The organism is Nakamurella endophytica (assembly GCF_014646215.1).
Taxonomy (GTDB): domain Bacteria; phylum Actinomycetota; class Actinomycetes; order Mycobacteriales; family Nakamurellaceae; genus Nakamurella; species Nakamurella endophytica.
The window spans coordinates 636826-648743 of record NZ_BMNA01000003.1 but is presented as its reverse complement, the minus strand read 5'-3'; the positions used below and the strand labels follow the sequence as shown (position 1 = coordinate 648743).

Here is an 11918-nt window from a genome sequence, read left to right as displayed (position 1 = left end):
CCCACGGAGCACTAGGCCGGGCGGGTCTGCGGGGCGTTCTCCGCGGTCTTGCCCGGGTCCCGCTCCACCGAGTCGCCGAGGGCCTCGTCGATGCGTCGCAGCGCGTCCGCCGGGATGGTCCGGCCCGCGGCGCCGACGTTGTCGGCCAGCTGCTCCGGCCGGGAGGCGCCGACGATGGCCGTCGCCACGTTGGGGTTCTGCAGCACCCAGGCCACCGCCAGCTGGGACAGCGACAGACCGAGCTCGTCGGCCACCGGTCGCAGCGCCTGTACCCGCTCGAGCACGGTGTCGTTCATGAACCGCTGGATGAACCGGGCGCCGCCCTTCTCGTCCGTGGCGCGGGAGCCGGCCGGCGGTGGCTGTCCGGGCTGGTACTTGCCGGTCAGCACGCCCTGCGCGATGGGCGAGAACACCACCTGACTGATGCCCAGCTCCTCCGAGGCCGGGACGACCTCGCCCTCGATCACCCGCCACAGCGCCGAGTACTGCGGCTGGTTGGAGACGATGCGGAAACCGTTCTGCAGCGCCAGTTCCTGCCCGGCGCGCAGCTGGTCGGCGGTCCACTCGCTGACACCGATGTAGAGCGCCTTGCCGGCCCGGACGACGTCGCCGAACGCCTGGATGGTCTCCTCCAGCGGCGTCTCGGTGTCGAACCGGTGCGCCTGGTACAGGTCCACGTAGTCCATGCCGAGCCGGCGCAGCGAGCCGTCGATGGACTCCATGATGTGCTTGCGGGACAGCCCGGTGTCGTTGTGGCCGGCGGGCCCGGTCGGCCAGTAGACCTTGGTGAAGACCTCCAGCGACTGCCGCCGCTGGCCGGCCAGGGCCTTGCCGAGCACCTCCTCGGCCTTGCCGTTGGCATAGGCGTCCGCGGTGTCGAAGCTGGTGATGCCGGCGTCCAGGGCCGCGTGCACGCACGCCGTCGCGGTGTCGTTCTCCACCTGCGACCCGTGGGTGATCCAGTTGCCGTAGGTGATCTCGGAGATCTTCAGGCCGGAGCGGCCCAGGTAGCGGAAGTCCATATCGGACAGGTACCCCGCGGGCGCGTGGTCATCCGCGCCGGCCGCCGCGGATCAGACCACGGTGACGATCTTGCCGCGGACGTGCCCGGTCTCGGACAGCCGGTGCGCGTCGGCGGTGCGCTCCAGCGGGAAGGTGGCCGCCACCGGGATTCGCACCACGCCGGCGGCCACCGCGGCCACCGCGTCCGCCAGCGCGTGCTCGAAACCCGGTTCCCGGCCCTCGCTCACCACGACCCGCGGGTCGGAGACGGAGAAGTCCGCGATGGTCACCACCGGCCCGGCGGGGCACAGCTCGAGCGAGCCCGGGAGGACGCCCGTGCCGGCGGCGTCGACGACCGCGTCGACGCCACCGGGCGCAGCGGCACGCACCCGGTCGACCCAGCCGTCGCCGTACCGGACCGGGACGGCGCCGAGCGAGCGCAGGTGGTCCTGGTTGTCCGGGCCGGCCGTGCCGACGACGGTGACCCCGCGGGACACGGCGAGCTGCGTCACGAACGTGCCGACGCCCCCGGTGGCGGCGTGCACGAGCAGCGTCTGCCCGGCGCGGACACCCGCCAGCGACAGCACGCGGATCGCCGCCTTGCCGGCCACGCCGATCGCCGCGCCGGTGACCCAGTCGACGCCGTCCGGCAGCGCGGCGAGGTCACCGGGCGCCGCCACCACGTACTCGGCGGACGCGCCGCGGCCGCTGCTGCCGGCGACCCGGTCGCCCACCTGCCACTGCGTGACGCCGTCGCCGACCGCGTCCACCGTCCCGGCCAGGTCGAAGCCGGTCAGCCGGGCGCGCTGCAGCGGCTTGCCACCGGACCACAGGCCCCGGCGGATCTTCCAGTCCGCCGGGTTGACGCCGGCTGCCCGCACGGCGACACGGACCAGCCCGGGCCCCGGCTCGGGAACCGGTTCGTCGACCACGGTGAGCACGTCGGGATCGCCGTAGCTGCTGAACCTGACCGCGCGGGGCATGCGGCCGACGGTAGCGGCCCCGTCGGGGTCAGAAGTGCAGCAGCAGCTCCTCGAAGCCGGACAGCACGAGGATCCGGGGGTCGTCCGGGTCCAGATCGGCGTGCTCGAGCACCCACGACGACCGGTGCGGCAGGTAGACCGCACCCATGCCGGCGCTGCGGGCCGGCAGGATGTCCGACCGTGGCGAGTTGCCCACCATCCAGCCCGACGCCGGCGGCACCCCGTGCCGGTCGAGCAGCTCGCGGTACACGGCGGCGTCCTTCTCCGGGACGATCGCCGCGGCGGCGAAGTGGTGGGCCAGCCCGGACGCGTCGATCTTGGCCTGCTGCTCGGCGGGGTCGCCCTTGGTCAGCAAGAGCAGCCGATGGCGGGTGGCGAGCTCGGTGAGGGTGTCCGCGACGCCCGGCAACAGCTCGATGCGGTGGGCCAGCAGGTCGGTGGCCAGGCCGTGGATCTCCTCGCGTTCCCGGTCGCTCGCCGGGCGGTCCATCAGCCGGTGGAAGCACTCGGCGAGGTTGTGCAGGAAGGCCGCGCTGCCGTAGCCGTGGCTGACCAGGTTGGCGCGCTCGATGTCGTCCAGCACCTGCCGCACGGCCGCCCGGTCGAGGGACGGGTGCGCGAGCCAGTCCAGGTAGTCGGCGATCACCCGCTCGAAGTAGACGTTGTTCTCCCACAGGGTGTCGTCGGCGTCGAACACCAGCGTCCGGCCCGGCTCCACCCGGGCCCGTCCCGGCGCGTGCGCCATCGGCCCCGCCCCCTCTCCCGCCCCGGTGCCCGGCGCACGCGCGGCGGCACGCAGTGTGCCGCAGGGATCGGTGCGGTCGCAGGATGGACACGTGGCGCCACGCGGCGGGACGGACCCGGTCTTCGAGTCGCCGCTGGACCGGCAGATCCGCGAGGCCGCGGCGCGCGGCGACTTCGACCGGCTGCCCGGGTCCGGCCGGCCGATCCCGGAGGAGCGGCTGCGCAGCGAGGACGCCTGGGTGCACGGCTGGCTGCGCCGCGAGGCCGTCCCGCAGACCGTCTTCCTGCCGACCGCCCTGCTGCTGCGCAAGGAGGTCGCCGAGCTGCCGGACCGGGTCCTGGAGCTGACCTCGGAGGAGGCCGTCCGCGCCGTCGCGCAGGAACTCAACGGGCGCATCCTGCGGGCTCTGCGGCTGCCGCCGAGCGGGCCCCCGGTGTCCGTGCTCCCCGTCGACGTGGACGGTGTGGTCGACGGCTGGCGGGCGGCGAGGGCCGTCCTGCCCGTCGCACCGCCCGCCGCACCGCCGGCGGACGCCGCTGCCGGCGCCGTCCCCGCACCGCCGGACACCGGGCGGCGCGGCCGGCCCGACGCGGCGCGCCGCTGGTGGCGCCGGTCCGGTCGCCGCCGCGGGGACGTCGGCTGATCTGCACCGGCCTTGTCCGCCGACCCTGCCGGCAGGGCCCGGGCTGGCTACCCTGCGGGGCATGTGCCGGAACATCACCGAACTCCGCGGGCTCGAGCCGCACGCCACCGCGGAGGAGATCGAGGCCGCCGCGCGCCAGTACGTGCGCAAGATCAGCGGCCTGACGAAGCTGACCGACGCCACCCGCGAGCCGTTCGAGGCCGCCGTCGCCGAGATCACCGCCATCTCGGCCCGGCTGCTCGACCAGCTCCCGGCGCGCCGCCAGCCGCCGCCCACCGTGCCGCCGCTGCGGCGCCCCGAGGTGCGCGCCCGGATCGAGGCCCGCGCCGCTGCCGGCGGCTGAGCCGCCCGATGTCGAGGACCTGGCGGTCGCGCCGACCACCGCGGGAACGGCCACGACGTCAGGAGGCACCGCCGTGCGGTACATGATCATGGTGCGCAGCACCGAGCGCTCCCGGGCCCGCTGGGAGACCTTGAGCGACGAGCAGCGCGGGGCGTTCGGCGAGGCCCACTGGGCCTTGTCCGCCGATCTCCGCCGGTCCGGCGTGCTGGTGTCGTCGGCCGGCCTCGGCGACCCGGCCGACGCCAGGGCGGTGACCGTGCGGGACGGCCGGACCGCCGTCAGCGACGGTCCGTTCGCCGAGGCCAAGGAGTACCTGGCCGGGTTCTACCTGGTGGAGGTACCCGGGCTGGAGGACGCCCTGGCGGTGGCGGCCCGGGTTCCGGACGCCGCGTTCGAGGACGTCATCGTGCAGCCGGTCTACGTGCCCTGACGCGCGCGCCGGTCCGGTGGTCCGAGCGACCACCGGCCGGCTGATGCGGTTGCAGCGGCCGTGACGAACCGGACATACTGGCAACCCGGCGGCTCACGTCGGCCCGGCAGCGGCCGGCCGCCGTCATGTTCGCGGACGGGGGCCGCCGGTGGACACGGAGTCGGGGACGGTCGAGGGTGCCGTCGCGGACGGGCGGTCGGTGCGCGGCGTCCTGGACCGGCTGGGCGACAAGTGGACCGTGCTGGTCGTCGCCACCCTCGCCGGCGGGCCGCTGCGGTTCGGGCAGCTGCACCGGGCGGTCGACGGCATCTCGCAGCGGATGCTGACGCTGACCCTGCGGCACCTGGAGCGGGACGGGATGGTGCACCGGACGGTCCACCCCGAGGTCCCGCCCCGGGTGGAGTACCGGCTCACCGACCTCGGTCGCGGGTCGGTGCCCCTGTTGCAGGGCCTGCGGGACTGGAGCGCGGCGCACGCCGCCGAGATCGGTGCGGCCCGCGCGGCCTTCGACGGCCGACACACCGCTTCGGGATAGGAAATCCGGCGGAGACCGCCGGTGTGGTGGGCGAGGGGGGAGTTGAACCCCCACGTCCTTTCGGACACACGGACCTGAACCGTGCGCGTCTGCCATTTCGCCACTCGCCCGAGCGACGCCGGACACGCTATCACGCAGCCGGAGCGGTCCCCGCCACCCCGGCCGCCGCAGCGCAGCGCTGGAACCTGTGCGAGCGCCGGACGTCCACTGCGCGCACCACTAGCATCGTCCGGTGGACCGGGGAGGAGGGGACGATGGGCGTCATCGGTAGTTTCGAGCGACGGTTGCAGGGCGCCGTCGCCGGCACCTTCGCCCGGCTCTTCGGGGGCAGTGTGCACCCCAGCGAAGTGGCCGCCGCGCTGGAGCGGGAGGCCGCGGCCGGCATCCGCCACGAGAACGGCCACGTGGTGGCCCCCAACCACTACATCGTCCGGCTCGGCCCGAGCGACCGGGAAGAGGTCGGCCCCGACGACGACCGGGTCGCCGCCGCCCTGTCCGCCATGGTGCGCGACCACCTCGCCGAGCAGGGGTGGCAGACCTTCGGCGAGGTCGCGGTCACCCTCGAGGAGTCGCCCTCGCTGCACACCGGGCAGTTCCGCGTCAGCTCGTTCGTCGACCCGGATGTCGATCGGCGTCCGCCCCACCGCAGCAGCCAGGGAGCGTCCCGCATGAGCCAGCAGCACGACGACCGCCCGCACGGCGGCGGCCAGCCCGTCGTCCCGCAGGGCGAGCAGCCCGAGGGCCAGGACGAGTGGGGGCAGCAGGTCGGGCAGTGGGGTGCGGCGCCGCAGGCGGGCGGCAGCCGGCCGTACCCCTCCTCCGGACCGCAGCCGTCCTACGACCCCGCCGGCGGCCACCAGTACGGCCAGGACCGGTCCGGGCAGGCCCAGTACGAGCAGGGCCAGTACGACCAGGGCCACCAGCCGGGCCAGTACGGCGCGGGCCAGCCCCAGCAGTACGGCCAGGGGCAGCAGTACGGACAGCCCCAGTACGGGCAGTACGGGCAGCCGGACCAGTACGGACAGGGCCAGTACGGGCAGCCGGACCAGTATGGACACGGCCAGGGCCACGGGCAGAACGCCCCGTACGGGCAGCCTCCCCAGTACGCCGGCTACGGACAGCCGCAGCAGTACGGGCAGCAGTACGGACAGCCACAGCAGTACGGGCATCCCGAGCAGTACGGCCAGCCCGAGCAGTACGGGCAGCCACAGCAGTACGGGCAGCCACAGTACGGCCAGCCGCAGTACGGCCAGCCGCAGTACGGCCAGCCCGAGCAGTACGGCCAGCACGGCTACGGCCAGGCGTACGGGCAGCCCCCGGCGTCCTGGGGCCAGCCCGCGCCGGCCGTGCCCGCCGTGCCCCTCGCGCCGCCCGCCGACCTGCAGGCGGTGCTCTCGGTCGACGACGGCTCCCACCGCACGTACCACCTGCAGCGCGGCTCCAACATCGTCGGCCGCGGCCAGGACGCCCACTTCCGGCTGCCGGACACCTCGGTGTCGCGCCGGCACGCCGACATCTACTTCGACGGCCAGGTCGCCGTTCTGCACGACCTCGGCTCGACCAACGGCACCTCGGTCAACGGCTCGGCCGTGCAGACCTGGCAGCTCGCCGACGGCGACGTCATCCGGGTCGGGCACTCGACGGTCGTGTTCGCCACCCACGGGTAGACCGGTTCGTGCCTGCGCTGATCCTGCAGCTGACCAGGGTGGGGTTCCTGATCCTGCTCTGGCTCTTCGTGCTGGCCGCCATCCGGGTCATCCGGTCCGACCTGCGGCTGGCCGCCGAGGGACGGGTCGCCGACCCGTCCCGGCGCGCCGCCCGGCGGGCGGCCAGGGCCTCCCACGGTGTGCCGCTGCCGGCCGCCCCCGGTGCCCCGCTCACCCCGACCATGCTGGTGGTGACCGCAGGGTCGCTGGCCGGCACCCGCATCCGGCTGGGGCCGGGGCCGATCCTGATCGGCCGCGCCGAGGACTCGACGCTGGTGCTGGACGACGACTACGCCTCGACCCGGCACGCCCGGCTGGTGCAGCAGGGCTCCGGTTACGCCGTCGAGGACCTGGGCTCCACCAACGGCACGTACCTGGACCGGACGCGGGTCGTCGCGCCGACGCCCGTGCCGGTCGGCGTCCCGATCCGGATCGGCCGGACGGTCATCGAGCTGCGCCCGTGACCCCACCACTGCGCGCGACGGACGACCCCCGATGACGCACCGGATCCGCTACGCCGCCCGCACCGACCGGGGCCTGCTCCGGGCGAACAACCAGGACTCCGTCTTCGCCGGCGACCGGCTGCTCGTCATCGCCGACGGCATGGGCGGCCACGCCGCCGGCGACGTGGCGTCCCGGCTGGTGGTCTCCGCCTTCGCGCCGCTGGACGAGCTGCCGCTGGGCACGGACATGCGGGGTCCGCTGGTGGCGGCCACCCGCGAGGGCAACCAGGCGATCGCCGACACCGTGCAGGAGAGCCCCGAGCTCGACGGCATGGGCACCACGCTGACCGCCCTGCTGTTCGACGGGCCGACCGTCGCGCTGGCGCACGTCGGCGACTCGCGCGCCTACCTGTACCGCAACGGGGTCCTGCACCAGATCACCCACGACGACACCTTCGTGCAGTCGCTGGTGGACGAGGGCCGGATCACCCCGGACGAGGCCGCGCACCACCCGCAGCGGTCGCTGCTGCTGCGCGCGCTCAACGGCAGCGAGATGGACCCGGCCATCGTCCTGCGCGAGGTCTCCCCCGGCGACCGGTTCCTGATCTGCAGCGACGGGCTCTCGGACTACGTGTCCCCGGAGGCCATCGCCGATGCGCTGGCCGGCCCGGACCCGGACCAGGTCGCCGACACCCTGATCCAGCTGGCGCTGGTGGCCGGCGGCCCGGACAACGTCACGGTGGTCGTTGCCGACGTGCTCGACGTGGGCCGCACCGGGCCGGCCGCGGTCGCCGCGGCGGGGGTGTCCGACGATCCCGACGCCACCGGCCCGATGCAGCCGATCACCATGACGCAGCGCATGCCGCGGGTGCCGCTGCCGCCGATCCCCGAGGACGTCCCGGCCCGCCCGGAGTACATCGTCGACGGCGGCGGGGACAGCGGCTACGACACCGACTTCGACACCGACGAATACGACGGCGAGTTCGACGACGGCGAGTTCGACGACGAGGACTATGACGGACCGGACTACGCCGGACCGGACTGGGACGGCGCCGCCGGCGGGACCGCGGGGCCCGGGGACCGCACGCCCCCCGGTGCCCGCCCCGCGGACCGGCGGGTGTCGGCGCCCGGGCGGCGCGGGCGCTGGGGACGGCGGACCGCCCTGGCCCTGGCCCTGGTGGTGCTGCTCGGCGTCGGGCTGACCGGCAGCTGGATCTGGGCACGGACGAACTACTACGTGGGCGCGGAGGCCGGGCGGGTGGTGGTGTACCGCGGCGTCGACGGATCGCTGCTGGGCCTGCGGCTGGCCTCGGTCCTGGAGGACGCCTGCGTGACCGGTGCGGCGACCGGCTGCCGGCCGCTGCGGGTCGACGACCTGCAGCAGGCGGCCCGCGACCAGGTGAACTCGGGCATCAACGTCGACGGCCTGGACGGCGCGCGGGACGTGATCCAGCGGCTGAGGGACACCGGTCTGCTGCCGCTGTGCGCCGGGAGCGCGCCCTCCACCTCCGCGACGACCAGTCGGTCCGGCTCCACGGGCCCGTCGACGGCGTCCGGGTCAGGCCCCTCGACCGCCGGGACGACCGCGACCAGCGGCAGCACGGGATCCGGCAGCACGGGATCCGGCGGTCCGGGATCGGGCAGCTCGGGATCCAGCACGGCGACGGCGGCCCCCACGGCGTCCGGGAGCGGGCGGCCCTCCGGCCCCGCGCCGACGCCGGTGACGGTCACCACCGTCACCACGGTCACCCGCGGCGTGGCGGCGTCCGAGACCGCGCCGCCGGCGCTCACCCCGCAGCCGCAGCTGGCCGCGCCGGCCCCCGCGACCCCAGTGACCCCAGGGACCTCCAGAACCTCCGCCGCCGCCCGGACCCCGGCCCGCGGCACCGCCACCACCGGCCCGCGCGCCACCGGTCCCCGGGGCACCGCCACGGCCGGCCGCCCCACCGGCACCGGTCCCGGCACCGCGCGGCCCCCGGCGCGCACGACGCCGCCCCGGAGCACCCCGGCCCGGACCTCGCCGGCCCGCAGCACCCCCGCCCGGACCACCGCCACCCGAACGACGCCGCCACGCACCACCCCGACGGTGACCGTGACCAGCACCGCCACGGTGACGCCGACCCCGACGCCCAGCACCACCCTCACGAACGCGCCGCAGGTGCCCGGGGTGAACTGCCGGGAGGCGGGGTGAGGCGGCCCGCGGCCCGGACCGGCCGGGCGGCGGAGTTCTGGCTGCTGGTGTTCGCCGCGTTGATCGTGTCGTCGGCGCTGGTCATCGTCGAGCTGAACCAGAGCCGCGAGCTGACCTGGACGCTGGCCGCCTACGGCGGCGGGTACCTGCTCGCGCTGGCCTTCGCCCACGTGCTGGTGCGGATGTTCGCGCCGTACGCGGACCCCGTCCTGCTGCCCCTGGTGGCGCTGCTGAACGGCCTCGGGCTGGTGATGATCTACCGGCTGGACCTGGCGGCCGCGGGCAAGGCCGCGGCGGCGGGCCAGCAGGCCCCGACCGCCCAGGCGCCGGCCCAGCTGCTGTGGACCGGCGTCGCACTGCTGTGCTTCCTGGTCGTGCTGGTCGTGGTCCGCGACCACACCCGGCTGGCCGAGTACCCCTACACCCTGCTGCTCGTCGGGCTGGCGTTCCTCGCGGTCCCGGCGCTGCTGCCGGCCCGCTACTCGGAGGTCAACGGGGCGCAGATCTGGATCAAGGTGCCCGGCCTGTTCTCGATCCAGCCGGCGGAGTTCGCCAAGATCGCGCTGATCGTGTTCGCGGCCGCCTTCCTGGTCAGCAAGCAGCGGGTGCTCACCAGCGCCGGCAAGAAGGTGTTCGGGCTGGTGCTCCCCCGGGCCCGCGACCTCGGTCCGCTGCTGCTCGCGCTGCTGATCTGTCTGGGCGTGCTGGTCCGCGGCAAGGACCTGGGAACCTCGCTGCTGATCTTCGGCGTGATGCTGGCGATGATCTACCTGGCCACCGGCCGGGTGTCCTGGCTGATCATCGGGCTGCTCGGCTTCGCCGCCGGCGCCTACCTGGCCTACCGGCTGTTCGGCCACGTCCGGGTCCGGGTGGACATCTGGCTGCACCCGTTCGCCGACCCGCAGAACACCGGGTACCAGCTGGTGCAGTCGCTGTTCGGGCTGGGTACCGGCGGCATCTTCGGCACCGGGCTCGGCGCCGGACGGCCGGACATCGTGCCCTTCGCCTCGACGGACTTCATCAGCGCGGCGCTCGGCGAGGAGCTCGGGCTGGTCGGGCTCACCGCGATCCTGCTCTGCTACCTCTTGCTCGGCGGCCGCGGCATGCGGGCCGCGATGTCGGTCCGCGACCAGTTCGGGTCGCTGCTCGCCGGGGGACTGGCCTTCACCCTGGTGTTCCAGATGTTCATCGTGGTCGGCGGGGTCACCCGGCTGATCCCGCTGACCGGGCTCACCACCCCGTTCCTGTCCTACGGCGGCTCGAGCCTGCTGGCCAACTACATCATCCTGGCGCTGCTGGTCCGGATCTCGGACTCGTCGCGGCGTCCGGCCGCGGCCGCGCCCCGGCCGGCCGAGGACGAGGCACCGCTCACCGACGCCCCGACCGCGGTGGTGCCGGTGGCCCGCGGGGTCGACCGGTGAGGCGGCCGGTCCGCAACCTCGGCACCGCGGTGATGGTGCTGGTGGTGCTGCTGCTGGCCAACCTGACCTACCTGCAGGTGGTCCGGGCCGGCGCGCTGCGCAACGACCCGCACAACAGCCGGACGCTGCTCGAGGAGTACAGCCGGCAACGCGGCCAGATCATCGCGGCCGGCGGCGTGGTGCTGGCCCGTTCCGACCCGAGCAACGACGCCTTCCGGTACCAGCGCAAGTACCCCGGCGGCGCCATGTACCAGGCGGTGACCGGCTACTACTCGTCCGTCTACGGCGCCACCGGCATCGAGCGGGCGCAGAACGGCATCCTGTCCGGCGACGACGACAGCCTGCTCGGCGACCAGCTGTCCGACCTGCTCACCGGCCGGGACCCGCGCGGCGGCAACGTCTACCTGTCGCTGGTCCCGGCCGTCCAGAAGGCCGCGTGGGACGGGCTCACGGCCAACGGCTACACCGGGGCCGTCGTGGCGATCAAGCCGCAGACCGGCGCGATCCTGGCCATGGCCACCACGCCGTCCTACGACCCGAGCCCGCTGGCCAGCCACTCGGAGGCGGTGCAGCGGCGGCAGTCGGCGATCATCAACAGCTCCGTGCCGTCCCCGAGGACCAACCGGGCCATCGGTGCCGTCTACCCGCCGGGGTCGACGTTCAAGCTGGTCGTCTCCGGCGCGGCGCTGCAGCACGGCTACAACCCGCAGAGCCGGGTCACCGGCGCCTCGCGGATCACCCTGCCCGGCGGCGGCTCGATGTCGAACTTCGAGAACGAGACCTGCGGCGACGGCGACGGCTCGGACGTCACCCTGACCACCGCGCTGGCGTTCTCCTGCAACACCGCCTTCGCCGAGGTCGGCATGTCGATCGGCGCCCAGGCCATCAAGAACCAGGGCGCCGCGCTGGGGATCGATCCCGACGGCACGAACGTCGGACTGGACGTGGTCGGATCCCGGATGGGCGACATGCCCGACGCCGCCGCCGTGGCCCAGTCCTCCATCGGCCAGCGCGACGTCGCCCTCACCCCGTTGCAGGACGCGGTCATCGCGGCCACCATCGCCGACCACGGCACCCGGATGCACCCCTACCTGGTGCAGCGCACCACCCGGCCGGACCTGTCGGTGATCGACTCGACCGAGCCGGTGGTGGACCAGCAGGACGCCATGCCCGCCGCGGTCGCCGACCAGGTGCGGGACATGATGATCGAGTCCGAGAAGGAGACCCCGGGCGCCGGGCAGATCGCGGACCTGGTCATCGCGTCCAAGACCGGCACCGCCGAGCACGGCACCGATCCCAAGAACACCCCGCCGCACGCCTGGTACGTGGCGTTCGCCCCGGCCGAGGACCCGCAGGTCGCGGTGGCGGTGCTGGTGGAGAACGGCGGGAACGGCGCCCTCGACGCCACCGGCGGCAAGGTCGCCGCGCCGATCGGCCGGTCGGTGATCGCCGCCGCGCTGTCCGCGGGGTCGTGAC

Annotated in this window: 12 protein-coding genes and 1 tRNA gene; 9 read left to right on the top strand and 4 right to left on the bottom strand. The window is 74.5% G+C overall.

Annotated elements, in window-relative coordinates; all coding sequences use genetic code 11:
- Positions 1–11 precede the first annotated feature (11 nt).
- Genes IEY37_RS10075 through IEY37_RS10065 form a run of 3 tightly spaced genes read right to left on the bottom strand, consistent with a single transcriptional unit; the run spans position 12 to position 2730 of the window.
- On the bottom strand, positions 12–1022 hold the full coding sequence (locus IEY37_RS10075) for an aldo/keto reductase family protein (protein ID WP_188941373.1): 1011 nt from the start codon (positions 1020–1022) through the stop codon (positions 12–14).
- 51 nt (positions 1023–1073) lie between these two features.
- The gene (locus IEY37_RS10070) at positions 1074–1985 is read right to left on the bottom strand and encodes an NADP-dependent oxidoreductase (RefSeq protein WP_188941372.1); all 912 of its coding nucleotides are present in this window, start codon (positions 1983–1985) and stop codon (positions 1074–1076) included.
- 28 nt (positions 1986–2013) lie between these two features.
- Entirely contained in the window at positions 2014–2730 is a 717-nt protein-coding gene (locus IEY37_RS10065) for an HAD family hydrolase (protein WP_188941371.1), read from the bottom strand.
- A gap of 91 nt (positions 2731–2821) precedes the next feature.
- Here IEY37_RS10065 and IEY37_RS10060 point away from each other — a divergent pair, with 91 nt between their 5' ends.
- From IEY37_RS10060 to IEY37_RS10045, 4 genes are all read left to right on the top strand, one after another.
- Positions 2822–3373, top strand: a complete 552-nt coding sequence (locus IEY37_RS10060) for a DnaJ family domain-containing protein (protein WP_188941370.1) — start codon at positions 2822–2824, stop codon at positions 3371–3373.
- A 61-nt stretch (positions 3374–3434) separates the two neighbouring features.
- Complete coding sequence (locus tag IEY37_RS10055; protein WP_188941369.1) at positions 3435–3716, top strand: DUF2277 domain-containing protein; 282 nt, start codon at positions 3435–3437, stop codon at positions 3714–3716.
- An 82-nt stretch (positions 3717–3798) separates the two neighbouring features.
- Positions 3799–4146, top strand: coding sequence for a YciI family protein (locus IEY37_RS10050; RefSeq protein WP_229674275.1), 348 nt, complete (start codon positions 3799–3801; stop codon positions 4144–4146).
- A gap of 148 nt (positions 4147–4294) precedes the next feature.
- Positions 4295–4681, top strand: coding sequence for a winged helix-turn-helix transcriptional regulator (locus tag IEY37_RS10045; RefSeq protein ID WP_188941367.1), 387 nt, complete (start codon positions 4295–4297; stop codon positions 4679–4681).
- A gap of 24 nt (positions 4682–4705) precedes the next feature.
- Here IEY37_RS10045 and IEY37_RS10040 read toward each other — a convergent pair.
- Positions 4706–4791 (bottom strand) — tRNA-Leu (locus IEY37_RS10040).
- 144 nt (positions 4792–4935) lie between these two features.
- On the opposite strand from IEY37_RS10040, the gene IEY37_RS10035 reads away from it, so the two are divergent.
- The 5 genes from IEY37_RS10035 to IEY37_RS10015 are packed head-to-tail and all read left to right on the top strand — an operon-like array spanning position 4936 to position 11917.
- Positions 4936–6348: an FHA domain-containing protein gene (locus tag IEY37_RS10035; RefSeq protein WP_188941366.1), complete on the top strand. Its 1413-nt coding sequence runs from the start codon at positions 4936–4938 to the stop codon at positions 6346–6348.
- An 8-nt stretch (positions 6349–6356) separates the two neighbouring features.
- Positions 6357–6851: an FHA domain-containing protein FhaB/FipA gene (locus tag IEY37_RS10030; protein WP_188941365.1), complete on the top strand. Its 495-nt coding sequence runs from the start codon at positions 6357–6359 to the stop codon at positions 6849–6851.
- A gap of 31 nt (positions 6852–6882) precedes the next feature.
- Positions 6883–9021 (top strand): PP2C family protein-serine/threonine phosphatase, encoded by a 2139-nt coding sequence (locus tag IEY37_RS22660; RefSeq protein ID WP_308426373.1) that lies wholly within the window; start codon positions 6883–6885, stop codon positions 9019–9021.
- A complete protein-coding gene (locus IEY37_RS10020) occupies positions 9018–10442 on the top strand; it encodes an FtsW/RodA/SpoVE family cell cycle protein (RefSeq protein ID WP_229674247.1) in 1425 nt (474 codons plus the stop codon). Before IEY37_RS22660 ends, IEY37_RS10020 begins: the two co-directional genes overlap by 4 nt.
- Positions 10439–11917 carry a penicillin-binding transpeptidase domain-containing protein gene (locus IEY37_RS10015; RefSeq protein ID WP_229674246.1) on the top strand — a complete coding sequence of 493 codons (1479 nt, stop codon included), beginning with the start codon at positions 10439–10441 and terminating at the stop codon, positions 11915–11917. The genes IEY37_RS10020 and IEY37_RS10015 overlap by 4 nt, the downstream gene beginning before the upstream one ends.
- Position 11918 lies beyond the last annotated feature (1 nt).